This is a genomic window from Microbispora sp. NPDC088329, from assembly GCF_040685655.1.
Lineage (GTDB): Bacteria > Actinomycetota > Actinomycetes > Streptosporangiales > Streptosporangiaceae > Microbispora.
In genome coordinates this window covers 71132-97205 of the sequence record NZ_JBFBIP010000006.1, presented here as the reverse complement: position 1 = coordinate 97205, position 26074 = coordinate 71132, and the positions used below count along the sequence as shown (strand labels likewise).

Here is a 26074-nt window from a genome sequence, read left to right as displayed (position 1 = left end):
TCGCGGGGATCGGCGGAGCGGCACCGACGCAGGAAGGTCTCCAGCCGATCGGCGTGATCGTGGCACTGCGCGGCCAGGCGCTCGCAGACGCCGCACAGGTCGGCCTCCCGGGGATGGCCGCGCCGCAGCGCGCGGAACCCGGACGACAGCTCGTGCTGCGTACGGGACAGCGTCTCCAGATAGCGCGCCAGATGCTCGCTCACGGATCGTCCCACCCGCGGGCGGCGTCCCCCGAAGCGGTGCGTGCGCGTGCAGGGATCATGGCTCGTCGCTTCCTTCCGGTAGGCCGACCCACCTCGTCTCCGGCGATCGCGGACGTCAGACCTCCTCGTAGCGTTCCGGCGCCTCCCCTCCTCCGGCTGTGGCCGTCACCTCGGGCCACGTGGTCACATTGCGGCCGAGATGCGCGGCGGCCGGTGAGCAGAGGCCTTCCTCCATCGCCGCGTCCCCGCGCCGCCCGGCCTTCACCAGCCGGACCGCCGTGGCGGTGCGCAGCGGGCGCCGGGACACCGGATCCCACGCGGTGAGCGTGAGCTCCGCCGCCGCCCGCGCCGTGGCCTCGCCCTGCCCGTCGAGCAGCAGCACCACGGCTCCCGGGCGTACGCCGGACAGCCGCGCGACGGCCTCCAGCACACCGCGGGGCGACTCGACCCGGACGAGGTCGCCGTCCTCGACACCGAGCACCGCGGCGTCCCCGGGGTGGACCTCCAGGCACGGCTCGGCCGGGAACGGCTCGGGCACGGCGGCGCCGAGGCGGGCCAGCCGGGCCGGAAAGCGGCGCAGCGCCCGGCGGGTGGTGAGGACCAGGGGGTGCTCGTCGTCGGCGACCTCGGGAGACGGCTCGAAGTCGGCGGCGTGGAGGAAGGCCCGCCCTCCGGGGTCCTCGGCACGGTATCGCTCCTCGCCGTACTCGGCCCCGGTGGCGAGGTCGGCCCCGAACGTCTGGCAGCGCCCCGGGCCGGTGGCGAAGCATCCTCCGGCGTACAGGCGCTCGGCCCCCTGGGAGCCGGCCGGCGTGCAGGGCCACTGGACGCCGCCGGCCCGCAGCCGCTCGTAGGTGATCCCGGTGTGGTCGCACGGACGGCCCCTGGAACACGCCTTCCACGCCTCGAACGCCGACTCCGCGTCGGTCCAGTGCACGAGCGGCCGGCCGTCCCGATCACGCAGGTCCATCCGCCGCGCGTAGTCGAGCAGGATGTCGAGGTCCGCCCTGGCCTCCCCCGGCGGCTCGACCGCCTTCTCGCACAGGTGCACGGTGCGGTCCGCGCCGGTGAGGGTGCCGGTCTTCTCGCCCCAGGCCGCCGCCGGGAGCACCACGTCGGCCAGGCGCGCGGTCTCGGTCAGGTACGGGTCCTGGACGACGACGAACAGGTCCTCCCGGGCGAGGATCCGGTCGAGGCCGGGCACCGCGGTCACCGGGTCGGACGCCGTGATCCACAGCAGCCCGACCGAGCCCTCCTCCGCGTACCTGAGGATCTGACCGGCGTGCGTGGCGGGCCCCCAGTGCGGGATCACCGCGGGGTCGACGTTCCACAGGTCCGCCAGCTCACGCACATGTTCCGGGTCGGCCCAGTTGCGCAGCCCGGGCAGGTCCGCCGCCGAGCCCGCCTCCAGCGCGTCGCAGCCCGGCCCGCCGAGCTGGAACAGCCCCGCGCCCGGACGGCCGAGCATGCCGCGCAGCAGGTGGACGTTGTTGACCTGGCATGCGGCGGCGGTCGCCTGGTTGGAGCCCAGGAAGTCCGGGCCCACGGTGGACACCAGCCGCTCGGCGGCACCCAGGATCTCGGCGGCCTGCTCGATCAGCGCGACCGGCACCCCGCAGATCTCCGCCGCGCGCTTGGCGGGGTACGCCTCGACGACCCGCCACAGCCGTTCGAATCCGACGGTGTGCGCGGCGACGTACGCCACGTCGTGCCAGCCGCCCGCGATCAGCTCGTGCAGCAGCCCGTTGAGCAGGGCCACGTTGGTGCCGGGGCGCACGGCGAGGTGGACGTCGGCCTCCCCCGCCGCCGCCGTCCCCTCGGGACCGACCGCGATCATGGCGGGCGGCCCGGACCCGAGCCGCCGGTCCAGCATGCGCTCCCACAGCACGGGGTGGGAGGCGGCGCAGTCGTGGCCCCACAGCGCGAGCGCGTCGCAGTGGTCCACGTCGGTGCACGAGCCGGGCTGGCCGTCGATGCCGAAGCTCGCCGCGAGCGCGGCCGCGGCGGCCGCCGCGCCCCAGCGGGTGTCGCCGTCCATGTGCGGGGTGCCGATCCCCGCCTTGCCGATGACGGCGAGGGTGTAGTGCTCCTCCAGGAACAGGCGCGTGCCGGTGTGGAAGGCGAGGCGGCCCCAGCCTCCGGCACGGGCGAGCAGGTGCCTCGACCTCGCCACGATCCGGTCCATCGCGGCGTCCCACGTCACCTCGACCAGCCGTCCGTCCTCGCCTGTCCCGCCCTCTCGGATCAGGGGGCGGGTGAGCCGGCCCGCGCGCGGCTGCCAGGCGTGCCACTCCCGGGGGTCGAGCCTGCCGTGGTTGACGCGGTCGCCCGCGCGGCCGCGCACGCCGACGATCCGGCCGCCGCGCACCGCGAGGTCGAGGGCGTCGCCGTTGGCGCCCGCCGCGGAGACGGCGCGGGCCCAGTGCTCGACCTGCGACTCGGAGAGGCCGTCCTCCAGGACCAGGTCCACGCGCACCGGCCAGGGACTGCCGAGGCGGATGACCGGGGGAAGCGCGTCGCGCATGTGGCTGGGCAGCGCCGCGGCCAGCCGTTCCACCGCGTCGGGAGGTCCGTACGGCGTGCGCCGCCCCCTGGGATCGGCGATCCGGTCCAGCACCTGGCACCTCCGCGGTGACGATGTGTGAACGACGCGTCCCGTACCCGGTGCCATGCGCCCCTGATCCCGGAATCGCCCGAACTGACCGGTTCCTTTTCGAATACTTTCCAAAGGGTGTCAATGTTGAGCGGTGTACTTCGGACACTCCGGCGATCTGTAAAGTGCTTTTACTGGGTGTTGTCTACGCGGCCGGCGGGGGGCGGCCCGCGTTCGCGTGTGGGGTGCGAATGAATGGACGCACGGCCGGGCCGGTCGTCTCGGGCACTTCCACGCCACTCGTCGGACGGCAGGACGCGCTGGCCGCGCTGCGGGGCGCGATCGCCGCGAGCCGGCGTGACGGGTTCCAGTTCCTCGCGCTGACCGGCGAGCCCGGCGCGGGCAAGACACGGCTGCTCGGCGAGCTGGCGGCGATGGCCGGCCGGGACGGCTTCACCCCGCTGTGGGGACGCGCCGCCGAATACGAGCAGATCCTCCCCTACAGCGCCCTGGTGGACGCACTCGACGACCACCTCGACACCCGCCGCCAGGAGGTCGCCCGGGCGGTGGGCGCCGGGCAGGCCGCGTTGCTGTCCGGCGTCTTCCCCGGGCTCGCCGCCGGCGAGCTTTCCCCCGAGGACGAGCCGGCGCTCGCCGACGACCGCAGCGGCCTGGCCCGCTACCGGCTCTACCGCGCCGTACGACAGCTCGTGGGCGTGCTGGCCGGGCCCTCCGGCCTGCTGCTGGTCCTCGACGACGTCCACTGGGCCGACGACGGCACGATGGAGTTCCTCGAGCATGTCGTGCGTCACCCGCCCGCCGGACGGGTGCTGATGGCCGTGGCCTACCGCCCTGCCCAGGCCGCCCCGCGGGTGGCCAGGCTGGCGGCGACGGCGGGCTCGCGCGGGCACGAGGTCGCGGTCGGTCCGCTGAGCGCGACCGAGGTGCGGCAGTTCCTCGGCCCGGGAGTCGGCCGCGGGCGAGGCATGGCGCTGTACGAGGCCAGCGGGGGCAACCCCTTCTACCTGGAGGCGCTGGCCCGGATGGACGGCACCGACGTGACCGAGCTGCCGCCGACCGCCCTCGCGGCGCTCCGCGTCGAGCTGGGCGACCTGACCCCCGGCGCGCTGCTGGTGGCCCAGGCCGCTGCCGTGGCCGCCGACGAGTTCGAGCCCACCATCGCCGCCGTGGCCGCGCAGGTGCCGCCCGCGGCCACGCTCGCCGCGCTGGACGAGCTGGTCGAGCGCGACATCGTCCGCAGCGTTCGCGGCCGGTTCCGCTTCCGCCACCCCCTCGTGCGCCGCGCGGTCTACGAATCCGCGGCGGCGGGCTGGCGGCTGGGCGCGCACGCGCGCATCGCCGCTCACCTGGCCGAGCTGGGGGCTCCCGCGACGGCGCAGGCCCACCACGTCGAACACTCCGGGTCGCTCGGCGACCAGCGGGCCGTCGAGGTGCTGGTGGCCGCGTCCCGGGCGGTCACCGCGCACGCGCCGGCCACGTCGGCGCACTGGCTGCAGGCCGCGCTGCGGCTCATGCCCGACGACGCCGCGTCCCGGGAGGACCGGCTCGCCCTGATGATGGAGCTGAGCTGGGCGCAGGGAATCAGCGGCAGGCTGGCCGAGGGCCGCGACACCGCGCGCGAGCTGCTGCGCATGCTGCCCGAGGACGACTACCCCCGCCGGGGCAGGGCGGCCCGCGTGTGCGCGCTGATGGAGCGTCAGCTCGACCGCCCGCACGAGGCGCGGGCGCTGCTGCTCGACGAGCTGAGCCACATGCCCAACCCGCGGGCGGCCGCCGCCGTGCCGATGCGGATGCGCCTGGTGGCCGAGAGCATGATGCGGGTGGACTTCCGGGCCGCCCAGGCCGTGCTCGACCTGATGCCCGACAACGCCGACGACTGGGAGCCCGGCCTCGCGGTCGCCGTGGCGGCGCTGCGCCCGATGCCCGCCCTGGCCGCCCGCCGTACGGACGACGCGCTGCGGTACGCCGAGATCGCCGGCAAGCTGCTCGCGGACGCGCCGGACGAGCACCTGTCCGAGTGGCTGGACGCCCTCGCCTGGCTGTGCTGGGCCGACTCCTACCTCGGCCGCTACGGCGACGCGCTGCGGCACTTCGACCGGGCGGCGGCCGTCGCCCGGTCGACGGGCCAGAGCTACATCCTGACCAACCTGCTCGCGGGCCGGGCCAAGACGCTGATGGCGACGGGCCGCCTGGCCGAGGCCGCGGCCACCGCGGAGGAGTCCGTCGAGGGCGCGCGACTGCTCGACTCCGGCCAGCAGATCGTCTTCGCGCTCACCCAGGTCTGTCTGGTCGAGTCGTGGAGCGGTGACGACGAGGCGGCGCTGCGGGCCGGCGACGAGGCCGTCCACCGCGGCGTCGGGGCGGGCGAGACCTGGGAGGCCACGGCCCGCTACGCCCGCGGACAGGCCCTGGTCAACGCGGGCCGGTACGCCGAGGGCGTCGAGGCGGTGCTGGACGCGTGCAACCGGTTCGACTCGCCACGCCTGGACCCGGGGACGCTGCTGCAGGCGTGCGAGACGCTCGCCTACGCGGACGCCGCCCAGGAGACCGACGCGGAGTCGAGCGCGCGGGCCGCCCAGTGGGCGGCGCTCGCCGTACGGCTGGAGGACCCGCGCCTGCCGGCGTACTGCGGCTTCGCCGCGCTCGCCCGGGCGCACGCGCTGTCCCGCCAGGACCCGTGCGCGGCGGCCGTGGCCGCCGAGGAGGCGGCCCGCCTGCTGCACGCGGGCGGGCGGCGGCTCGACGCGGGCCGGGCCCTGCTCACCGCCGGGCTCGCGTGTCTCGGGACGCCGGACGGCCGCGGCCGCGCGCGGGAGAGCCTGCGCGCCGCGGCCGAGATCTTCGACTCCTGCGGCGCCCGCACACTCAAGGCGCGCACCGAGCGGGAGCTTCGCCGCCTCGGCGTGCGGGTGGGCGGCGGCGCGAGCACGGCCCCGGGCGGGGACGCGCCCCGGTTCGGGCTGTCGCCCCGCGAGCTGGAGGTGGCGCTGCTCGTCGCCGAAGGGCTGACCAACCAGCAGGTCGCCGAGCGGCTCTTTCTCAGCGTCCGGACGGTGGAGACGCACCTGTCCCGGATCTTCGCCAAGCTGGAGGTCACCTCCCGGGTCGGCGTGGCGACCGCTCTCAGGCGGTAAGTACGGGTTTTCCACGATGCCGCCGGTGCGGGTGGGCCTGGAAAGGTAGCCCTCGGCAGAAAGGCGATCGAATGGAACACCGCATACCCCGGTTCACGCTCGACGGCGTGGGGGACGCCGAGGTCACGGTCCATCCCTTCGCCACGGAGGACGAACTGGGTCTGCAACTCACCCGGTTCCGCCGCGGCGACGCGCCGGCGCAGGGGGCGCAGGACGACGTCGTGCTTCTCGTGCACGGCCTGACCTCGTCGAGCGACATGTTCATCATGCCGGAGCACACGAATCTGGTCCGGTTCCTGCACGACGGCGGGTTCGGCGAGGTGTGGGCGCTGGACTTCCGGATGAGCAACAGGTTTCCGTACACCATGGAGACCCGCCGGCACACGCTGGACGACATCGCCCAGTACGACCACCCGGCAGCACTGCGCGAGATCCGCCGCCACGTGGGGGCGCGGCGGATCCACGTGGTGGCCCACTGCCTGGGGTCGGTGTCCTTCCACATGAGCCTGTTCTCCGGCGCCGTGAGCGGGATCGCCAGCCTCGTCGCCAACAGCGTCGCGCTGACCCCCCGGGTGCATCCCTGGGCCCGTCTCAAGCTCGCCCTCGGTCCCACGCTGCTGGAGTACGGCACGGGTCTGTCGTACCTGGACCCGCGGTTCAAGGACGCGCCCCCGTTGACGCGGCGGTGGCTGCTGGCCCGCGCCGTCTCCTTCTTCCATCCCGAGTGCCGGGAGGCGGCCTGCCACATGCAGAGCTTCATGTGGGGCAGCGGCAGGCCCGCCATGTACCGCCACCGCAACCTGGCGCCGAGCACCCACGTGCACGAGCGGCTCGCCGACCTCAACGGCGCCAGCGACCTGCACTACTACCGGCACGTGCGGAAGATGGTGGCCGCCGGCCGGGCGGTGAAGTACGACACCGGCGACCCGCGGCTCGCGGCGCTGCCCGACGACTACCTGGTCAACGCGGCCGACATCGGCACGCCGATCCTGTTCCTGACGGGCGATCACAACGACGTCTTCACCGACTCCAACATCGTCTGCCACCGGGTCCTGTCGAAGGCGGCGCCGGGACGGCACGAACTGCGGATCCTGCCCGGATACGGGCACATCGACCCCCTGATCGGGGCGAACGCGCACCGGGACGTCTTCCCGCACATTCTCGACTTCCTGAAGCGACACAGCGGTCGCTGAAGCGGCACTGAGAGAGCACTCATGGAACACGTCGACGCGGTCGTGGTCGGTTCGGGCTTCGGCGGCTCGGTCGCCGCCTACCGCCTCGCCGAGGCGGGGCTGTCTGTGGTCGTCCTGGAGCGGGGCAGGGCGTACGCGCCGGGGCAGTTCCCGCGCGGCCCGGCGCAGCTCGGCCGGGCCTTCTGGGACCCGGCCGAGGGCCTGTACGGGATGTTCGACATCTGGAGCTTCTCCGACTGCGACTCGGTGGTCGCCAGCGGCCTCGGCGGCGGCTCGCTCATCTACGCCAACGTGATGCTGCGCAAGGACGAGGACTGGTTCGTCCACGAGCAGGCGCTGCCCGGCGGCGGCTACGAGTCGTGGCCGGTGACCAGGGCCGACCTCGATCCGCACTACGACGCGGTCGAGCGCATGATCGGCGTCTCGCCGTATCCGCTGAGCCGGCCCGGCTTCGACGACACGCTGAAGACGGCGGCCATGCGGGACGCGGCGGCCGAGTTGGGGCTCGACTGGCGGCTGCCGCCGCTCGCCGTCAGTTTCGCGCCGTCGCCCGGGGCGCAGCCCTGCCAGGGGGCGCCGCTCGCCGATGCGGCGTACGGCAATCTGCACGGGGTGCCGCGCCGTACGTGCCGGTTGTGCGGCGAGTGCGACATCGGCTGCAACGACGGCGCCAAGAACAGCCTCGACCACACCTACCTGTCGGCCGCCCGCCACCATGGCGCGGACCTGCGCACGCTGCACGAGGTCCGGCGGATCAGGCCGCGCCTGGGCGGCGGCTACGACGTGGAGTACGTCGAGCACATCCCGCGTGCCGACGAGGACGGCGACGCGCGGCCGCGGGCGACCGGGCCGCACACGATCAGCTGCGACCGGCTCGTCCTGGCCGCCGGCACGTACGGCACGTCGTACCTGCTGCTGAAGAACCGGGCGGCCTTCCCCGGCCTGAGCGGGACGCTCGGCACGCGCTTGTGCGGCAACGGGGACATGCTGGCGTTCCTGCTGCGGGCCACCGACCGGAGCAGGACACGGCCCATCCGGGCGAGCCGCGGACCGGTCATCACCAGCGCGATCCGGCTCGACGACGGCGCGGACGGGCGCGGCGCCTACATCGAGGACGGCGGCTATCCCGAGTTCCTCGACTATCTGATCGAGGGCGCGGACATGGGACCCGGCCGGATCACGCGGTTCCTGCTGCGGCGGCTGCGCAACGTCGTCACCCACGACACCAACCTGTCGGCGGAGATGGCCGACCTGATCGGCCGGGGCGAGCTGTCGGGCACCTCGCTGCCGCTGCTCGGCATGGGCCGGGACGTCCCCGACGGGCGGCTGCGCCTGCGCGACGGCCGCCTCGACGTCGACTGGACGGCCGAGAGCAGCGAGGACTACTACGAGCGGCTGCGCGCGATCATGCGCAGGATCGGCGACGTGCTCGGCGCGAAGTACGCCGACAGCCCGCCGTGGTGGCGCAGGCGGATCATGACCGTGCATCCGCTGGGCGGCGCGCCGATGGGCCGCCATCCGGGCGAGGGGGTGTGCGACGCGTACGGCGAGGTCTTCGGCTTCCCCGGGCTGTACGTCGCGGACGGCGCGGCCCTGCCGGGGCCGGTCGGCGCGAACCCGTCGCTGACGATCGCCGCGCTCGCCGACCGCATGAGCACCCGGATCCTGGAGAGCCGGGCGTCCGTCGCCGCACCCCTGGTAGGGGTCGAGAGCGCGAAGGCCGACAGCGCGGAGGTCGGGAGCACAGGGGTCATGAGCACAGAGGTCATGAGCACAGAGGTCATGAGCGCAGGGGTCACGAGCACAGGGGTCACGAGCGCGGGGATCGGAGCCGTGGAGTCGTCCGCCGTGCCGTCCACCGCGTCGTCCGTAGAGGCGGGGGCGCAGGCTCTGCCGGTGGGAACGACGGTGACGCGGGCCGCCGCACCGCGGACGGCGGAGACGGCGGGAACGCCGGCGGGTCCGGAGCGGGCGGCCGCCCCCGGCGACCGTCCTCTCGCGACCGGCGACCGTTCCCCCGCGGCCGGGCCGGTGGACGAGCCGAGCGTGTTCGATGGCCGGACCTCACTGTGGTTCGTGGAGGAGATGCGAGGGCTCCTGATGCACGGCGCGTTCGTGCCCGGCCGGGCCCGGCCTCCGGCCGCCGAGGGCACGGCCGGAGGGTTCCCGATCGCCTTCCGCCTCACGATCACCATCGACGACGTCGACCGTTTCCTCACCGAACCCGAGCACGAGGCCAGGGCCGAGGGCTGGGTCGAGGCCGACGCGTGCGGGGGCAGGCGGCCGATCGCCCGGGGGTCGTTCAACCTGTTCGTTCCCGGCGAGACGGCCGGGCAGCGGCGCATGTGCTACCGCCTGCACTTCTGGGACGCCGACGGCCGCCCCCGCACGCTGGCCGGGCGCAAGGAGATCCAGCCGGGCGCGCCGACCCGTTTGTGGCTGGACACCTCCACCCTGCACGCCCGCCTGCTGGAGGGGCACGTCGAGGAGGACGGGGACGAGGACGCCGTCGTGGTCGCCGCGGGGACGCTGCGCATCCTGCCGGCCGACCTCGTGCGGATGCTCACGACGTTCCGTACGGCCGGGCCTGACGGCGCGGCGGCCGTGGCCCGCTTCTGCCGGTTCTTCCTCGGGGAGCTGTGGGAGGTCTACGGCCCGGGCTGATCACTGGGCCCAGGGGTCGTAGTCGGCCTCGAGCGGTTCCTGACCGGGCCGGTCGGGCTCGGGGACGTGCCGGAGGTTGACCCTGATCCTGGTCCAGGTCGAGCTGCGCCCCCGCATGGAGTCGACCAGGACGTCGGCCGGGTGCAGGAGGCGGGCCACCTCGGGGTGACGGGCCTTCCACCGTTCGAGCCCGGCCATCGCCTCGTCCCGCGTGGCCGCCCTGGCGATCTCGATGAGCGGCATGACGGACTGACGCCGCCCCCGCTTCGGCGCCGCCGCCGGTGTGCCCGGCCGTGGCCCCTGCGTCTCGGCCAGCTCCAGCAGGGCGTCGAGGGAGCCCGCCCGCTCGTCCATCCCGGCCCACGGGTCGCCCGCTTCGGCGTACCGGTCGGGCATGGACGCGAGGGTGAAGTCCTCCGGCCGGCACCCGGGCACCTCGTCCCAGGCCAGGGGCGCCGAGACGAGACCGGTCGGCCGTACGGAGTAGGCGGAGGCGACGGTGTGGTCGCGGGCGTTCTGGTTGTAGTCCACGAAGACGCCCTGCCGCTCCTCCTTCCACCACCGGCTGGTGGCGACGTCCGGCTCCCGGCGCTCGATCTCCCTGGCCACCGCCTCGGCGGCCCGCCGCACCTCGCGGAAGGTCCAGCGCGGCTCGATGCGGGCGTAGACGTGGAACCCACGCGAACCCGACGTCTTGGGCCAGGCGGTCAGGCCGTGCTCCTCCAGCACGTCCCTGGCGACCAGGGCGACCCGGACGATCTGCTCCCAGCCGACGCCGGGCACGGGGTCGAGGTCGATGCGCAGCTCGTCGGGATGGTCGAGGTCGTGGGCCCGCACGGGATGGGGGTTGAGGTCGACGCAGCCGAGGTTCACCGTCCAGAGCAGGCAGGCGAGGTCGCGGATCACCACCTCCTCCGCCGTACGGCCGGAGGGATAGCTCAGCTCGACGACCTCCACCCATTCGGGGCGCTTGGCGGGCGCGCGCTTCTGGAAGAACGCCTCCCGGTCGACGCCGTGAACGAAGCGCTTGAGTATCACCGGCCGGTCGGCCACGCCGCGCACCGCCCCCTCGGCGACCACCCGGTAGTAGGAGATCAGGTCGAGCTTCGTGTGCCCGGTCCGCGGGAAGACCACGCGGTCCGGATTCGTGATCTTCACGATCCTGCCGTCGAGCTCCAGCGTCATGCCGCCACACTACGTCGGCACTCCGCCCCCGCCCCGGCAGCACGCGTGGAGCCGGGCGCTGACATTTGCGGGCGGACACTCTAAGATCGCCGCCCATACACGAGGTTCGCATCGCCTGAGGAACGGCTCGGCGACCCGAAAGGCAGGCGCACGCCCATGATCTCCGACAGACGGTCCGCGTCGGCCCTGGAAGGTCTCATCTCGCTACCGCTGGAACCTCTGCTCACCGCCGACTACGAGGCCGATCCCGCGCTCGTCCACGAGCGCCTGCGCGCCATGTACGGCCCGGTGGCCCCGGTCGAACTTCTCGGCGTGCCGGTCTGGTTCGTGTGCGGCTACGACGAGGTGCTGCACGTCATGCAGAACGTCCGCGACGTCTGGAGCAAGCGCGTGGACAACTGGCGGGCGTACGCGGAGGGACGGGTGCCCGCCGACTGGCCGCTGCTCGCCCTCCTGGGCGCCGACAACTCGGGTTTCCACGACGGCGACAGGCACCGGGGTCTGCGCGGCGCCTGGAACGAGGGGCTCCGCCCGTTCCAGGAACCGGGCGGCGAGCAGGCGCAGCGGCTGGAACGCGCCATGCTGAGACACTGCGACGACCTCATCGGGGTCATGGCGGAGGGCGGGCCGACCGGCCGGACGGATCTGGCCGCCCAGTACGGGCGGCCGTTCCCGTTGCTCGTCGCCAACCACCTGCTCGGCGTCACCCTCGAGCGGGGCGAGGACATGGTGATGGACCAGTGGCGCCTGCTGGACGGCCCCGACTCCGCCGGGGCGTACCAGCGGCTGTTCGCCACTCTGCTGGAACTGGCGACGGTCAAACGGCAGCGGCGCGGCGACGACCTGCCGTCGTACATGATCGAGGCCAAACCGGACCTCACCGACGAGGAACTGGCCCGCGAGCTGTTCATGCTGTCCGGTTTCCTCGACTTCACCGGCAGCCTGATCTGCAACGTCATCCTCGAGGTGATCACCAATCCCCGGCTGCGGGAGACCGTGTCGATCGGTGCGATCGAGGAGACGGTCAACCGCGTCGCCCTGGGCAACCCGGCGCTGGCCAACCTGACCTTCCGTTACGCCAGGACGGACGTGCAGCTCGGCCGCTTCACGATCGCGGCGGGCGACCCGGTGATGCTGTCCATCGCGGGCGCGCACGCCGACCCGCGGTTCGCCTCCGCGCTCCGGGACACCGTCCGCAGCACCCGCGCCCACCTGGCGTGGGGCGCCGGCCCGCACCGGTGCCCGAGCCAGCGGCTGGCCGGCCAGATGGCGACGATCGCCGTGCGCCGGCTGCTCGACCGGTTCTCGACGCTGCAGCCGGCGGTTCCCCACGACGAGCTCGCCTGGCGCGCCTCCCCCTTCATCCGCGCGTTGCGCTCCCTGCCCGTGCGCTACGAGCTCAACACCGGCTTCGTCCCGACGCCGCCCCCCGTGGTCGAAGGCGCCGGCGAACCCGCGCCGCCTGTCGCCGAGGACGACGGCGGCTGGCGCCCGAGGTCCGGCCTGCGGGCCTTCCTGCGGAAGCTGCTGCGGGCGCAGTGAGTCACGGCCGGATCTGACGGGTGATCGTCGGATCGGTGATCGTGGTGTCGGCGGCGAGCAGGAACGCCTTGGACACGATGACCGACAGCATGCCGCCGTCCTCCTCGAACGGCAGGAACACCCGGTCGCCCGACCTCTTCGGCACGATGCACAAATAGGCGTCGTTGGGCTCCATCAAGATGTTGCCCGACCCCAGATGGATCTTGTACGTACGCAGGTCACCCCGCACCACCAGGAAACGATCGGTCAGCGCGCACCGATCGGCGATCGCCAGCCGCGGCAGCAGCCGGGCGAGCGCGTCGCGACGCACCTCGGCCGTCTCGGACAGATCGCCGAAGCCGTAGGACCGCCAGTAGTCCCGCAGCCGGTCCGCCCCGCGGTCGAACCACTCGGGGTCGGCCCCGATCGACGCGACCGCGACGAAAAGGTCCACATCGCGCATCGCCTCGCTGAACACCAGCGGGGGCACCTCCGTCAGCGGCGCCTCGCGCCATCCGTCGTCGGCCGCCCCCTCGAAGCGAACCTGGCCGGTGGCCGCGTATCCGTCCTCGTCCCAGAGGTAGTCGTGGAGGAACGTCGCCCGCCAGCCGCCCCCGCCCAGCACGCGCCTGGCCTCCCCGTCGACGCCGCCGTCCCACGGGCCCAGGTAGGGGGCCCGCCACCCACGCTGCTTGAGCAGCGCGTACAGCTTGTGGTAGCCGACCACGTGCCCGGCGAACCGGTTGGAGTAGACCGCGGTCTCCTCCTCGGCGGGCGTCAGCAGGTACACCTCGCGGAAGGCCTGCTTGAACGGCTGGCGCAGCTCCTTGTCCTGCACGATCTCGCGCCAGGCCCGCACCTCGTCCGGCGTGGCGCGGGCCGGATGCCACAGCCGCACGGGGACGTCCGGCACGGTCAGCCCGAGCTCGCTGCGCCACACCCCGGGTGACACCTCGAACTCCCAGATCAGCCGGTCCGCGATCGGGTGCCCCTCGAGCTGCCGGTAGGGCGGCGCGACCTGGTGGGCGAACCCGGCCTCCAACGCCCTGACCAGGGTCGTCTGCTGCAGGCGGACCTGCTTCGCCAGCTCGCGCAGCCGCTTGACCTCCTCGGGATGCTCCCGCCTGACCGCGGCCGGGACCGACTTGAGCTTCCTGTCGCCCTGCCACCACGACAGCTCGGCCTCGCCCTCGATCGAGATGACCGCGGTGTGCTCGCCCAGCGTCTCGCGTACGCGCCCGCCGGGCGGCCCGGGCAGCCGGAAGGCGACCTCCACCCGGTCGGCCAGCGCGGGTTCGATGCGCTTGAGCATGCGGTCGAGCTGCTTGGGCACCCCGGCGTGCCGGGTCAGGTTCCTGGCGACGCGCAGGGCCGTGACCGCCTCCGGGGTGGGATGTTCCTCGGCCGCGCGGGCGATCTCGAACAGCACGCCCTGCGACGGCAGGGTCTTGGCCTTGGTGGGCGCGACCGCGACGCCGCGCACCAGCCGTTCCAGTGGCCCGGGCAGCCACGGCTCGTCCCGCAGGAGCGCGATCCGTACGGCGCGGCCGATCGTCCGCTTCTCCCCCATGCCGAACGCCTTCTCCGCGCGGTAGGGCAGCTCCCCGGCGTGGATCGCGTCGACGCGGGCGGCGGCCGCCTCCACGGTGGTGCGGGCGAAGGCGGCGTAACCGGCAAGGACGCTCAGCCGCTCCCGGGCGTCGGGCAGCGGCGGCGGGGCCGAGTATGAGGGCGTTGTCTCGGAGGTCTCCCGCACGAACTCGGCGAACAGCGCCCGCCGCGTGGGATCCCAGCCGAGCAGCAGCTCCACCTCGGCCACGGCCAGCGGCCCGCGCCCGGCGGTGAGCCGCTCGGCCACCTCGGCGTCCAGCCCGGCGAGCCCGGCGGCCGCCAGCAGCGGGAAGGGCTCATCGAGCCGATCCTCTCGGAGCAGGCGCTGCACCATGACGCGGGCCGGATCGGCCAGCCGGTCGAGCGGCGCGCCCGCGGGGCACCGGACCAGCGCGCCCACCGCGACCCGGATGTCCCCTTGTCGCCCGGCCATGGCGTCGAACAGACCGGCGCACGCCTCCGGCGTGAACAGCGGCTGACGCTCCCTCATCTCCTTTTCGACCTCCCATCGTGCGTCGACGGCATCGCCGTTCTCCACGTCGACGCGGATCGTCGCGGGAAGCAGCGCTCCCAGCTCGTAGGCGCTGAGTCGCGAGGCGTCGAGACTGTGGTCGGCACTCGCGGTGACGACCCCCGCACGCAGATCCCGCAGGTACCGCTCCCGCCGGCCATGCCTCACGGCTCCCGTCATCAGGTCGTGCAGGAACCGCGCCCGCGGGGACAGGGGCGTGCCGTGAATGTTCATGACCGGACCTGCCTGATGATCGCGGTGTCGGTGATCGTGGTGTCCGTGATCGCCGGAGGTCTCCGGTCCGGCCGTGTCGGCCTGGCTCGGGTAGCCCACGCGTCCACCGTCAGCCTCCGACCAGCGGAACGAGCTTGACGAACGACACCACCGGATCGACGGTCAGGTCGATCTCGGTGTCGAGGGTTTCGATCTGCCGGTCGCCGACGAGCAGCAGGAAGCCGTTGCGGGCGAAGGCGGCCTCGGCGGCGTCGGCCTGCCTCTCCCAGTCGAGCGTGCGGGCGGTGCGCATCCGGTAGCCGTTCAGCTCCGCCTCGGCGTCCGTCGGCGTGACCAGACCGCGGAAGTGCGGGGCGGGAGAGGCGTTGTAGCGCGCCACCTCCTCGCGGACGCGCAGACGTACCAGCTCACGGGCCGTGATCCGGTCGGGCAGGTCCGGGAGGGAGAACTCGGCCAGGGCGCGGCCTGTCGCGGTCTCATCGCGGAACATCACTGACGCCATTGGGCGATCCGTTTCTCTGAAGATCGGAAGTTGGCGCAATCTATAGCAGTGGCGGACGACAAATCCGCTTCGCGTCCGGTGCTCCGGCCCGATCGAGGACGTCCCCGGCCGGGGAGCGCGCTTCAGGTCCGCCCGCTGCGCCGCCCGTGCCGGCTTGGCCGCGCCCGTGCTCCGGGCCTGTCCGCTGCGCCCGTCAGGCCAGGCCCGCGGCGCCGAGGGCCTCGCCGAGGGCGGCGCGGTTGGCCCGCTGGTCGGCGACGGCCCGCCCGAGCGCCTCGGCGTCCGAGGCGCGGAAGGCCGGAATGTCCTGCTCGATTACGATCCACCCCTCGTAGCCCGCCCGCCGCAGCCCGGCCAGTACGGCGGGCAGGTCCAGGTCGCCCTGCCCGAGAGGCGGGAAGCCGCCCGCCGCGACCAGCTCCCACAGATCGCCGCCGCGTCCACGGATCCGGGCGAGCACGTCCCGGGAGGCGTCCTTGACGTGCACCTGGCGGATGCGCGAGGACCAGGTGCGGATCGCCGCCACCGGGTCGCCCCCGGCCAGCCACAGATGCCCGGTGTCCAGGCACAGCGAGACGTCGGTCAGGTCGAGCAGCCGCTCGATCTCCTCCGGAGTCTCCACGTCGGTGCCGAGATGGTGGTGGAAGACGGGCTCCAGCCCGCGGTCGCGACAGCGGGCCGCCGCCTGCCCGATCCTCCGTGCGTACGCCGGCCAGTCGCCGATGGGCAGGGAGAGCCGGTGGTCGGCCGGCATGCCGGGGCGGGCGAACCGCTCGGGCCGGTCCGGACAGGCGAGCGTCGGCCGCGGCGCGAACCGCGGATCGGCCGCCCACGCCACCCCGGCCGCCCGCCGGTCCGGTTCGCGGCCCGAGGCGCCGGACCCGGCGCCTCGGGCGGCGTCTCGGGCGGCGTCTCGGGCGGCGTCTCGGGCGGCGTCTCGGGCGGCGGCGAAGACATCGAGGGCGGCGTCGAGCGCGATCAGGTCCTCGCCGAAGCCGTCCGGGTCGCCGTAGCGGAGGTCCACCCAGCCGCCCGCGAGCCCGAGACCGTGCGCCGCGAGCCGCGGTGGAAGGGTCCGGGCCGTCCCCAGGTAGCCGATCGGCCCGGAGTCCGTGCCGTCGTAGCCGGCGTCGCGCATCGTCGCGAGCATCCCGTCCGCTTCCGGCGGGGTGCCGCCGGCGCGGTAGACGCCGAAGTTGACGGGCGCGCTCGCCACCCGCACCGCCCAGGGGCCCGCGGGCGCCGTCATCCCGTCACCTCCGCGAAGCGCGCGATCCTGCCCCGCTCATGGGCGGTGTGCGCCGCCGCACTGACGGCGCGCCCGTACTGCGGTCGTCCCCACTGCCGCCGTCCGTACTGCCCCGGTCCACGTCACGGGACACCTCGCCGTCCTCCTCGTCACGTCCCGCATGGTGACGAACGCCGGTCCTCAGAGCCATCCGCCCAGGTAGCGCTCGGCCAGCTCGCAACTGCCCCGCGTGTACCCGGCGCCGAGTTCCCTCGCGATGCCGGCGGCCGGATGGGAGCCGATCCACGCGACGAGGAGCAGGCGGCGGAACATGATGAACGTCCAGATCTCGGCCTCGTCCTCCTTCGGCAGGTCGAGCACGGACCGGTAGCCGCGCACCCACGACTCCGCCATGTGCGGCACCTCGGGCCGGTGCTCGATGAAGCTGACGGCGGCGCCGAGGTCGTAGAGGTACCAGCCGAGGCCGCAGTCGTCGAAGTCGATGACGCTGATCGCGGCCTCACCGTCCACCAGGAGGTTGGCCAGGCGCAGGTCGGCGTGGATGAGCCCGTACCTGCCCGGGCCCTTGCCGAACCGCTCCAGCCTGCGGCGCAGCTCCGTCTCCAGCCGGGCGAGCACGTCGCGGGCCTCCCTGTCGACGCCGACGCCGTCCTGCCACCTGCCCCAGCGTGCCCGCGGGCCGAAGGCGGCGTCGAGGTCCCAGTGGAAGCGGGTGAAGGACGCCGGTCTCGCCCAGGCGCGGGCGTGGCGGTGCATGCGGGCGGTCAGCGCTCCCAGCTGTTCGAACTCCTCCACCAGCCGGTCCTCGGCCGGTTCGGCGCCGGGAAGGAACTCGAACATCACGCAGTGGCGGGGCTCGGAGCCCGGTTCCCGCACGGTGACGACGCGTGACCCGTCCCGCGCCGGCAGCACGCGCGGTGTGACGATGCCCTCTTCCTCGCGCAACGCCTCCAGCCAGGCGAGTTCGCTGGCGATGGCCTCCGGCGCGTGGTAGCCGAGCCGGTGGACCCGCAGGATCGCCGTACGCCCACCGTCGTCGACCGTGAAGGTCGCGTTCTCCGAGACGTTGAGCAGCGTCACCGCGGCCCCGGAGGAGACGTCGTAGTGCCTGAGTGCACGGCGGGCGACCCCCTCGATGCGGGTGAGGACGTCGCCGCCCCCGGACAGGTCGTGGACCTGCATGTGTTCTCCTCACGGATCCCGGGAAAAGTGTCCGTCAGATCTTCCCTCGTGATCTTGCGGATCGTCGTATCCCCATCCGTCATGGTGCGGGACGAATGAAAAATCCGTTTCCGGCCCGGGACGGTTTCCGTACACTCACCGGTGATCACGCGCGCGGCCACGCTCCGGCGCGCGCCTCGGCCGAGAGAGGAGAGCCTGCCATGCCCCAGCGCATCGCGGTCGTCGTCCTCCGGTCACGGCACGAGGTGATCCTGGTGTCCACGTCGCTTCCCGGTGCGGGCCGCGCGGCCGGCACCGGACGTTCCTGACGAATCTCACACCCCTGGCAAGGGCCCGGGACCGCGCGCGGATCACCGCGCCCGCTTCCACGTGACCCGCTCGCCACCGCCGGCGGGCCGCCGTGTCGCCCGTCCCAGGGGGTCGTTCCGGCCGGGATCCGGCCGGTTCGTCTCGTCAGGCAATCGCGCCGCCATCGCAGGAACCTTCCCGAAGGACACCGAAAGACATGGCCATGCGCGCCAACTGGAACCGCAATCACCTCGTCCCGCCGACCGGCATCCGCAATCTGGGCATCCTCGCCCACGTCGACGCGGGCAAGACCACCGTCACCGAACGGATCCTCTACCTCACCGGTGTCACCCACAGGCGCGGTGAGGTGCACGAGGGGACCACCGTCACCGATTTCGACCCCCTGGAGCGCGACCGCGGCATCACCATCTTCGCCGCGGCCGTGAGCTGCGTGTGGAACGGCCACCGGATCAACCTGATCGACACCCCGGGTCACGTGGACTTCACCGACGAGGTGGAGCGGTCGCTGCGGGTGCTCGACGGCGCGATCGCGGTGTTCGACGCCGTCGCCGGTGTGGAGCCGCAGAGCGAGTCCGTGTGGCGGCAGGCCGACCGGTACGGCGTGCCGCGCATCGCGTTCGTCAACAAGATGGACCGCGCCGGGGCCGACCTCGACACGGCGGTCGAGTCGATCCGCGAGCGGCTGCGCGTCACCCCGCTGGTCGTCCAGCTCCCCATCGGGCGGGAGGACGGGTTCGCCGGCGTGGTGGACCTGCCGCGGATGCGGTCGCTGGTGTGGCACGCCGGCCGTGACACGGTCACGGAGGGACCGGTGCCCGAAGGCCTCCGGGACGAGGCCCACCGGCGGCGCCGCCTGCTCGAGGAGACGGTGGCCGAGCTCCATCCGGGGGCGCTGGAGGAGTTCTGCTCCCGGCCGGAGATCTCGGCGCCGACTCTCACCGCCGCCCTGCGCGACCTGACCCTGAGCGGTGAGGCCGTGGTGGTGCTGTGCGGATCGGCCTACCGCGACCGGGGCGTCGAACCGCTCCTGGACGCCGTCCTGGCCTACCTGCCCGCGCCGCCGGACGTGCCGCCCGTACGCGGCGACTGGCAGGGGGAACAGGTGGAGCGGCCGGCCGACCCGGCGGCGCCGTTCGCCGCGCTGGTCTTCAAGGTGCACGCCGCCCCCACCGGGCGGCTGACCTACCTGCGCGTGTACTCGGGGACGATTCGGAGAGGAGATCTCGTGCTGAACGCCGCCGCCCGGCGCACCGAACGGATCGGCCGCATCCTGCGGGTGCACGCCGACCGGCACGCCGAGACGGACTCCGCCACGGCCGGGGACATCGTCGCGGTGGCCGGGGTCAAGGCGGCCCGAGCGGGAACCACCCTCTGCGCTCCCGCCGCGCCGCTGGTCCTGGAGCCGCCCGTCGCGGCCGCGCCGGTGGTCTCCGTGGCCGTCGAGCCACGTGGGACCGCCGACGCCGACCGGCTCGCGACCGCGTTGGCCCGGTTGACCGACGAGGACCCCTCGCTGTCGGTCCGCACCGACCCGGAGACGGGTCAGACGGTGCTGTCGGGGATGGGCGAACTGCACCTGGAGGTCGCGGTGGAGAGGCTCCGCCGCGCTCACGGGCTCGACGTCGCCGTCGGGCGGCCCCGGGTCGCCTACCGGGAGACGGTCGTCCGCGGCGTTTCCGGGATGCTGTACCGGCATGTCAAGCAGGACGGCGGCGCCGGGCAGTTCGCCCATGTCGTGCTCGACGTGGAGCCGCTGGGGCACGATGCCGACCCCTGTGCCGGCCGCGATGCCGGCTTCGTGTTCCGGTCGACGGTCACCGGCGGCCGGGTGCCCCGCGAGTACGTCGCAGCGGTGGAGGCCGGCTGCCGGGACGCCCTCGCCGAGGGCCCGCTCGGAGGTCATCCGGTGACCGGCCTGCGGGTGACGCTGACCGACGGTGCGACCCACCCGAAGGACTCCTCGGAGATGGCGTTCCGCACGGCCGGGCGGCTCGCGCTGCGGGAGGCGCTGCGTGCCGGTGAGATGGCCCTGCTGGAACCGCTGGCCGAGGTCACGGTGACCGTGCCCGACGACGCCGTCGGAGGCGTGCTGGGCGACCTCGCGGCCAGGCGCGGCCGGGTGACCGGATCGGCGGCGCGGGCGGGCACCGTCGTGGTCACCGCGACCGTGCCGCTGGCCGAGCTGTTCGGGTACGCGGCCCGGCTGCGCGGCCGGACCCAGGGCAGGGGCGCCTTCACCAGCCGGCCCGCCGGCTACGCGCAGGTGACCGGTACGGCGACCGGTTCCCGGCCAGGCGTGGCCCGGTAGCCGGTAGCCGAGATCGGGGGCGGTCGGAGACACCGGGCGGGGGCCCCGCTCACGCGTGCGCACACGTGAACGGGGCCTTCGTGACGCGTGGACGTGGACCCTGCGCCGAGCGGGTTGAGCCGGTCCATGCCGCGCCCCACGGCTTTCGCGTCTCCGATGCCGCCGGGACTGGCCGGCCGACGGCGGCGGGAGTTCGCGGTGAGGACAAAACCGCACCACGGTCACGACATGAGGACGCCACTACTGGTCCTGGTTTTTCTCCGCCTGACGCTGCTGCTCGCGGTGGGCGCGTCGCTGCTCCTCGGCCCGCTCCCGGCAGCGGCGGAGGAACTCCTCGTCGTCGTCCGGGTTGGAGGGGACGAACCGGCCCGGCCGGTCGTACTCGGGGAAGCGCCCGGTGTTGCCCTTGTACGGCAGCCCGCCGGGCCGCGTAACGGTCTGCGGCCGGCCCGCGACCAGCCACAGGATCGACCCGACCTCGGGGAGGAACAGAACGATCAGGATCCACAACCCCTTGGGCAGATTGCGGCAGTCCTCCTCCGCCGTGACGATCACGTCGAACAGGCAGAAGATCCATAAGGCGAGCAGAACCAGACCGAACCCGCCGTAGATGAGGGGCATCCCGACTCCTCCCAGTTCCAGACGCGCAGAGCGTAGTGGAACCGATCTTCGTCCGGCGGGACTTTCCCGGTAGGTGATCTTTCCCGATGTGGCACCGACCGCCGCGGAGGATTGTGCCGGCGCTTGCGCCCGGGTGCGGGCCGTTGGGGCCGTCCGCCTCCTGCCACGCAGCTCGCAGCCGGCACGCTCATCGGTCGCCGACGTGGACGTGCGTGCTGCTGCGAGCGAAGATGCGCGGGTCTCGGCATGCCTGCCGAGGCCCGCCTGGATAGCGTTGGGCCGCGAGAGTGATACCCAAGCCGATGAAGCAGGGTGCGGTCGCGGCATCGAGGCGGCGCACCGCCTGCCGGGTGCGCAGCCGGGCGCCCGCGCCGGGAGACAGGGCACATGCCGGTGACCCTCCGGATCCGCTTCGTCGCCCCGGGGTAAGCGCGGATCGCGTTTCCCACTGGTTATCGTGAACCATGCCCGGACGTCGCGCCCAGCGGCCCATCCCCCGGTGGAGGGCCCTGTGGTACGTGATCCCCGTCGTCTTCTTCCTGGCCGCGGCGGTCTTCTGGGCGCTCGCCCTTGTGGCGTGGGTGGAGCCGAAGCCGTTGTTCGTCATCTTCACCCCCGACGGGGCGGAGCTTCCGGCGGAGTGGTACCGGCCCGGGCAGTGGTTCTGGACCGGGGCGGCCTGTTTCCTGGCCGGGCTCGTCCTGACCGTCGTCCTCGCCCTCGTGCGCCGGCGCGGGGCGGCTCCCCCGGGACCGCCGCCGGAGCCGCCCTCGGGGCGGGGACGGTGAGGACAGGGACGCGAACACGGCGCCAACGTCCCCGTACGGTCACTGCTCCCGGATGCCCCAGGGGCTGCCGTACGCGCTGAGCAGGTCGAGGAACGGCCGGGGCGGCAGGGCCTCCGGGCCCAGGACGCCGGAGCCGGACCAGACGCCGGTGGCCATCAGTTCGAGTGCCACGACCGGGTTGACGGCGGTCTGCCACACCACCGCCTGGGAGCCGTACTCGCGCATCGACCACTGGTTGTCGACCACGTGGTAGAGGTAGACCTCACGCGGGCCGCCGTCCTTGGTGCCCTTGACCCAGGTGCCCGCGCACGTCTTGCCGTGCATGCGATCGCCGAGGGTCGCCGGGTCGGGCAGGCACGCCGCGACCACGTCGCGCGGGGAAACCTTGACGGCGGTGCCGCCCTTGGCGACGGCCTGAACGGGCTCGGTGCGGTCCAGCCCCAGCAGATGCAGCGTCCGCAGCGTCTCGATGAACTCCCGGCCCAGCCCGTACTTGAAGGTCACCCGCTCGGCGCCGACCCAGCGGGGCACGAGCAGGACCTCCTCGTGCTCGACGTTGACGCACTCCACCGGGCCGATGCCCTCGGGGAAGTCGAACACCTCCGGCTCGCTGAACGGCGGGGTGGTGAACCAGCCCCGGCCGGACTCGTACACGACCGGCGGGTTGAGACACTCCTCGATGGTGGTCCAGATGTTGAACGACGGCGCGAAGTCGTACCCCTCCACGGTGAGGTCGGCGCCGTCGCGGATGCCGATCTCCTCGATGTGGTCGAAGAGCTCGTCGGCGGCGTACCGGGCGAAGACGTCCGACAGCCCCGGCTCCACCCCCATGCCGACGAGCGCGAGCCTGCCCGCCTTCTCCCACTCGGCGGCCATCGCGAACTGGGCGTCCCCCAGCTTGACCCCGCACATCTCGTGCGGGCGCTCCGGATGCGGCCTCGACAGCGACATCGCCATGTCCAGGTAGTGCGCGCCGGCCGACAACGCCGCCCGGAACAGCGGCATCACGAACCGCGGGTCGGTGGCGTTCAGCAGGACGTCGCAGCGGTGCTCGGCCAGCAGCGCCGCCACCACGGCCTCGTCGCCCGCGTCCACCCTCCGGGCGCTGAAGCGTGCGCCCGCCTCCCCCAGCGCGGCGACCGCCGCCTCCGCGCGGGCCAGGTCGTAGTCGGCGACGACCATGTGATCGAGGAAGGACCGGCGGGCGGCGATCCGGGTGATCGCCGTGCCCACTCCACCGGCGCCGACGAGCAGAACACGCATGACAAAACTCCCTTTTCAGGACAAAAACTCCTTTGGTGCATCAAATCCAACGTCACCGCCGTACGAAACGTCAATGGTGTTGGCATAAGGTGGGCGCCGGAGAGGAGAGCACGATGCCCAAGCCGGTGGTCTCGGAGTCGGCGCGCCGGCGGCGCCGCCCGACGAAGAACGGGGTGGTTCTCTCGGAGGACCTGATCGTGCGGACCGCGCTGCGCATGCTGCGCGAGCACGGCTCCGCCGGACTGACCGTGCGGCGGCTCGGCCTCGCCCTGGGCGCCGACCCGAGCACGCTTTACCGATACTTCGCCGGCATCGACGACCTGACGCTGGCCATCGGCGACCTGCTCATCGGCCGGGCCATGACCGGCTGGCACGTCACCGGCGACTGGCAGGCCGACCTACGCGAGCTCGGCCTGCGCATCCACGCCGCCTATCTCGAACACCCCCAGGCCGCGGTGCTGACCGCCAGCCGCATCAGCGGCAAGTCCCACGAGATCGCGGCCGACGAGGCGATCCTCGGGCTGCTTCGGGGCGCCGGGTTCCCCGACCGGGAGGCCGTACGCGTCTACCACGCCTTCATCGACATGACGCTGGCCTTCGCCGCGCTGGACGCGGCGTCCCTCGCGCTTCCGGAGGAGACGCGCACGGCGGACGAGGAGATGTGGCAGGCGACCTACGCCCGCCTGTCCCCCGGCACCCACCCCAACATCGCGGCGGTCGCGCCCCTGCTGGTCGCCGACATGAACGACAGCGCCTACCCCGCCGCCCTGGACATGCTGCTCGCCAGCGCCGCGCGGGACTGCGGAGACAACGGCGCCACCGGCCACGGATAGGCGGGCGCGGCCGGAGCGGCGAGGCTCGGCCGTGTCAGGCGGTCGGGCTCCCGGGCGTGCGAAGAGTCCGGCGGACGGCGTCGCGGAGCCGGTGGTGGGCGCCGTCGGCGGCGTGACGGGGGTGCCAGGCCATGGCGAACCTGACACACCGCCCGTCCCGCATGCCTGGGCCGATGCCCTCCGGCCCGAGCGGCCAGGGGGCGCCGGCCCGGTCCCTCGGCTCGGCACGGCGTTCCCGCTCCGCCGGCGCCGAGCTCGCCTCCCGGTGCGGGCACCGGTCGCCGTCGCCGGAACAGCATCGGCGGCGTTACGCTGCCGTCTCGTGCAGGAGACGCGCCTCGACACCGCTCGGATCCGGGCGGCCCGCCGGGTGATCGACCCGATTTTCCTCGACACTCCCCTGTATCGCTGCGAGGCACTGGAGACCGCCCTCGGGTGCACGGTCAGCATCAAGCTCGAAACGGCGAACCCGGTCCGCAGCTTCAAGGCCCGCGGCACCGAGGTGGTCGCGAGCATGCTCGCCGCCGATGGCCGGCGAGCCGCGGTGTGCGCCAGCGCGGGCAATCTCGGCCAAGCCCTCGCCTGGTCCGGTCGCGTCCGGGGGCTCGACGTCACCGTCGTGGCGTCCCGCTTCGCGCCTGCGGCGAAGCTTGATCGCATCCGCGCGTTGGACGCCGTATTGGAGCTGGTGGACGGCGACTTCGACATGGCCCGCGAGCGGGCGGCGGCCGTCGCGCGGTACGACGGCATCCGGCTGGTCGAAGACAGCCTGGACATCGAGACCTGCGAGGGCGCGGCGACCATCGGTCTGGAGCTGGTGGACAGCGCGCACTCGTTCGACGCCGTCCTGATCGCTCTCGGCGGCGGGGCGCTGGCCACCGGTGTGGGTCATGTGGTGAAGGCCTGCGCGCCCGAGGTCGAGGTGATCTGCGTCCAGCCGCTGGGCGCACCGGCGATGACGTACTCGTGGCGCCAACGGCGCGTCGTCACCACCGACTCGACCGACACCATCGCTGACGGCGTCGCCGGCCGGCGTCCCATCCCGGCTGTCCTCGACGACCTGCTCCTGGTCGCCGACGACGCCGTCCTGGTCCAGGAGGCATCGATCATCGCCGGTATGCGGATGCTCCTCCACCACGCCGGCCTCGTCGTCGAACCGTCGGCCGCGCTCGGCATCGCGGCGATCCTCGAAGACCGCGACCGCTTCGCCGGTCGGCACGTGGTCACCATCGTGTGCGGCAGCAACGTCGACGTGGACGCCTACCACCGCTGGGTCGGTGCGGCTCCGCCGACGGGTCTGACATGACTTCTCGAGGTCGCCCGCGCAGGCGGCCGAGCGCGTCACGACGCCGGCGCGGGCACCGGAGGTGGCCCGCGGCGGTGACGCAGGCTGACAGCCGGGATAGGGTCGCCGCGTGCCTGACGCGATCTTCGCCCACCCCCGGCTGGCCGCCGTCTACGACGCCTTCGACGGTGACCGCGACGACCTCGGCGCCTATCTCGGCATCGCCGACGAGCTGGGCGCGGACCGCGTGGCCGACATCGGCTGCGGAACGGGATGCCTGGCGGTTCTGCTCGCCGGCAGCGGACGCACGGTCATGGGCGTCGATCCCGCCGAGGCGTCGCTGCGGGTCGCGAGGGCGAAGGATCCGGGCGGCGAAGTCACCTGGGTCCACGGGGACGCCGCCGCGGCGCCGGCGTTCGGCGCCGGCCTCGCCGTGATGACGGGCAACGTGGCCCAGGTGTTCCTCTCCGACGACGACTGGACGCGAGCTCTCCGGGGCGTCCGCGGCGCGCTTCGCCCGCGGGGCCATCTCGTGTTCGAGACCAGGCGTCCCGAACGCCGGGCGTGGGAGGAGTGGGCTTCGGACACCGACCCGGTCGTCCTCGACCTTCCGGAGGCCGGGGTCGTGGAGCGGCGCTTCGAGGTCACCGACGTGAGCCTGCCGCTGGTGTCCTTCCGCTACACGTACACATTCCTGTCGGACGGCGCGGTCGTCACGTCGGACTCGACTCTCCGGTTCCGCGACCGGGACGAGGTGGAGACGAGCCTGGTCGCGAACGGCTATCGCGTGCGTGACGTGCGGGAGGCCCCCGATCGGCCGGGGCGCGAGTTCGTGTTCGTCGCGCAGCGCACCGCGTGAAGCAC

Annotated in this window: 18 protein-coding genes; 9 read left to right on the top strand and 9 right to left on the bottom strand. The window is 73.4% G+C overall.

Annotated features, from left to right (window positions below; genetic code table 11):
- Both AB0O28_RS14335 and AB0O28_RS14330 read right to left on the bottom strand, forming a co-directional pair.
- On the bottom strand, positions 1 to 203 hold a 203-nt coding region (locus AB0O28_RS14335), incomplete at its 3' end, for a hypothetical protein (RefSeq protein WP_363640009.1).
- A 115-nt stretch (positions 204 to 318) separates the two neighbouring features.
- Positions 319 to 2820, bottom strand: a complete 2502-nt coding sequence (locus tag AB0O28_RS14330; RefSeq protein ID WP_363640007.1) for a molybdopterin-dependent oxidoreductase — start codon at positions 2818 to 2820, stop codon at positions 319 to 321.
- A 227-nt stretch (positions 2821 to 3047) separates the two neighbouring features.
- Between AB0O28_RS14330 and AB0O28_RS14325 the strand changes: the two genes are divergently transcribed.
- The 3 genes from AB0O28_RS14325 (at position 3048) to AB0O28_RS14315 (ending at position 9808) form a co-directional block, all read left to right on the top strand.
- A complete protein-coding gene (locus AB0O28_RS14325) occupies positions 3048 to 5951 on the top strand; it encodes an AAA family ATPase (RefSeq protein ID WP_363640005.1) in 2904 nt (967 codons plus the stop codon).
- Between the two features lie 71 nt (positions 5952 to 6022).
- Positions 6023 to 7144: an alpha/beta fold hydrolase gene (locus tag AB0O28_RS14320; protein WP_363640003.1), complete on the top strand. Its 1122-nt coding sequence runs from the start codon at positions 6023 to 6025 to the stop codon at positions 7142 to 7144.
- A 21-nt stretch (positions 7145 to 7165) separates the two neighbouring features.
- The gene (locus AB0O28_RS14315) at positions 7166 to 9808 is read left to right on the top strand and encodes a GMC oxidoreductase (RefSeq protein ID WP_363640001.1); all 2643 of its coding nucleotides are present in this window, start codon (positions 7166 to 7168) and stop codon (positions 9806 to 9808) included.
- On the opposite strand, the gene ligD is transcribed toward AB0O28_RS14315, so the two are convergent.
- Positions 9809 to 10993, bottom strand: a complete 1185-nt coding sequence (gene ligD / locus AB0O28_RS14310; RefSeq protein WP_363639999.1) for a non-homologous end-joining DNA ligase — start codon at positions 10991 to 10993, stop codon at positions 9809 to 9811.
- 156 nt (positions 10994 to 11149) lie between these two features.
- Here ligD and AB0O28_RS14305 point away from each other — a divergent pair, with 156 nt between their 5' ends.
- A complete protein-coding gene (locus AB0O28_RS14305; protein ID WP_363639997.1) occupies positions 11150 to 12535 on the top strand; it encodes a cytochrome P450 in 1386 nt (461 codons plus the stop codon).
- 1 nt (position 12536) lies between these two features.
- Here the strand turns inward: AB0O28_RS14305 and AB0O28_RS14300 are convergent, their stop codons facing one another.
- The 4 genes from AB0O28_RS14300 to AB0O28_RS14285 all read right to left on the bottom strand — a co-directional run bounded on the left by AB0O28_RS14300 (position 12537) and on the right by AB0O28_RS14285 (position 17803).
- Entirely contained in the window at positions 12537 to 14870 is a 2334-nt protein-coding gene (locus tag AB0O28_RS14300) for a DUF4132 domain-containing protein (protein ID WP_363639995.1), read from the bottom strand.
- 109 nt (positions 14871 to 14979) lie between these two features.
- Entirely contained in the window at positions 14980 to 15372 is a 393-nt protein-coding gene (locus AB0O28_RS14295; protein WP_363639993.1) for a hypothetical protein, read from the bottom strand.
- A 193-nt stretch (positions 15373 to 15565) separates the two neighbouring features.
- Positions 15566 to 16621, bottom strand: coding sequence for a sugar phosphate isomerase/epimerase (locus tag AB0O28_RS14290; protein WP_363639991.1), 1056 nt, complete (start codon positions 16619 to 16621; stop codon positions 15566 to 15568).
- 180 nt (positions 16622 to 16801) lie between these two features.
- On the bottom strand, positions 16802 to 17803 hold the full coding sequence (locus AB0O28_RS14285) for a phosphotransferase (RefSeq protein ID WP_363639989.1): 1002 nt from the start codon (positions 17801 to 17803) through the stop codon (positions 16802 to 16804).
- A 505-nt stretch (positions 17804 to 18308) separates the two neighbouring features.
- Between AB0O28_RS14285 and fusA the strand changes: the two genes are divergently transcribed.
- On the top strand, positions 18309 to 20420 hold the full coding sequence (fusA, locus tag AB0O28_RS14280; protein ID WP_363639987.1) for an elongation factor G: 2112 nt from the start codon (positions 18309 to 18311) through the stop codon (positions 20418 to 20420).
- 240 nt (positions 20421 to 20660) lie between these two features.
- On the opposite strand, the gene AB0O28_RS14275 is transcribed toward fusA, so the two are convergent.
- Positions 20661 to 21041 (bottom strand): PLDc N-terminal domain-containing protein, encoded by a 381-nt coding sequence (locus tag AB0O28_RS14275; protein WP_363639985.1) that lies wholly within the window; start codon positions 21039 to 21041, stop codon positions 20661 to 20663.
- A 464-nt stretch (positions 21042 to 21505) separates the two neighbouring features.
- Between AB0O28_RS14275 and AB0O28_RS14270 the strand changes: the two genes are divergently transcribed.
- On the top strand, positions 21506 to 21829 hold the full coding sequence (locus AB0O28_RS14270) for a hypothetical protein (RefSeq protein WP_363639983.1): 324 nt from the start codon (positions 21506 to 21508) through the stop codon (positions 21827 to 21829).
- 39 nt (positions 21830 to 21868) lie between these two features.
- Here AB0O28_RS14270 and AB0O28_RS14265 read toward each other — a convergent pair whose 3' ends face one another.
- The gene (locus AB0O28_RS14265; protein ID WP_363639981.1) at positions 21869 to 23092 is read right to left on the bottom strand and encodes a saccharopine dehydrogenase C-terminal domain-containing protein; all 1224 of its coding nucleotides are present in this window, start codon (positions 23090 to 23092) and stop codon (positions 21869 to 21871) included.
- A gap of 113 nt (positions 23093 to 23205) precedes the next feature.
- Here AB0O28_RS14265 and AB0O28_RS14260 point away from each other — a divergent pair, with 113 nt between their 5' ends.
- The 3 genes from AB0O28_RS14260 (at position 23206) to AB0O28_RS14250 (ending at position 26069) form a co-directional block, all read left to right on the top strand.
- On the top strand, positions 23206 to 23925 hold the full coding sequence (locus AB0O28_RS14260; protein ID WP_363639979.1) for a TetR/AcrR family transcriptional regulator: 720 nt from the start codon (positions 23206 to 23208) through the stop codon (positions 23923 to 23925).
- Positions 23926 to 24247: 322 nt separating this feature from the next.
- Positions 24248 to 25231: a pyridoxal-phosphate dependent enzyme gene (locus AB0O28_RS14255; protein WP_363639977.1), complete on the top strand. Its 984-nt coding sequence runs from the start codon at positions 24248 to 24250 to the stop codon at positions 25229 to 25231.
- A 109-nt stretch (positions 25232 to 25340) separates the two neighbouring features.
- On the top strand, positions 25341 to 26069 hold the full coding sequence (locus tag AB0O28_RS14250) for a class I SAM-dependent methyltransferase (RefSeq protein WP_363639975.1): 729 nt from the start codon (positions 25341 to 25343) through the stop codon (positions 26067 to 26069).
- Positions 26070 to 26074: the final 5 nt, after the last annotated feature.

Coding starts and splice junctions, on each gene's coding strand:
- AB0O28_RS14325 (WP_363640005.1), top strand. CDS start 3,048: ATGAATGGACGCACGGCCGGGCCGGTCGTCTCGGGCACTTCCACGCCA.
- AB0O28_RS14320 (WP_363640003.1), top strand. CDS start 6,023: ATGGAACACCGCATACCCCGGTTCACGCTCGACGGCGTGGGGGACGCC.
- AB0O28_RS14315 (WP_363640001.1), top strand. CDS start 7,166: ATGGAACACGTCGACGCGGTCGTGGTCGGTTCGGGCTTCGGCGGCTCG.
- ligD (WP_363639999.1), bottom strand. CDS start 10,993: ATGACGCTGGAGCTCGACGGCAGGATCGTGAAGATCACGAATCCGGAC.
- AB0O28_RS14305 (WP_363639997.1), top strand. CDS start 11,150: ATGATCTCCGACAGACGGTCCGCGTCGGCCCTGGAAGGTCTCATCTCG.
- AB0O28_RS14300 (WP_363639995.1), bottom strand. CDS start 14,870: ATGAACATTCACGGCACGCCCCTGTCCCCGCGGGCGCGGTTCCTGCAC.
- AB0O28_RS14295 (WP_363639993.1), bottom strand. CDS start 15,372: ATGGCGTCAGTGATGTTCCGCGATGAGACCGCGACAGGCCGCGCCCTG.
- AB0O28_RS14290 (WP_363639991.1), bottom strand. CDS start 16,621: ATGACGGCGCCCGCGGGCCCCTGGGCGGTGCGGGTGGCGAGCGCGCCC.
- AB0O28_RS14285 (WP_363639989.1), bottom strand. CDS start 17,803: ATGCAGGTCCACGACCTGTCCGGGGGCGGCGACGTCCTCACCCGCATC.
- fusA (WP_363639987.1), top strand. CDS start 18,309: ATGGCCATGCGCGCCAACTGGAACCGCAATCACCTCGTCCCGCCGACC.
- AB0O28_RS14275 (WP_363639985.1), bottom strand. CDS start 21,041: ATGCCCCTCATCTACGGCGGGTTCGGTCTGGTTCTGCTCGCCTTATGG.
- AB0O28_RS14270 (WP_363639983.1), top strand. CDS start 21,506: ATGCCCGGACGTCGCGCCCAGCGGCCCATCCCCCGGTGGAGGGCCCTG.
- AB0O28_RS14265 (WP_363639981.1), bottom strand. CDS start 23,092: ATGCGTGTTCTGCTCGTCGGCGCCGGTGGAGTGGGCACGGCGATCACC.
- AB0O28_RS14260 (WP_363639979.1), top strand. CDS start 23,206: ATGCCCAAGCCGGTGGTCTCGGAGTCGGCGCGCCGGCGGCGCCGCCCG.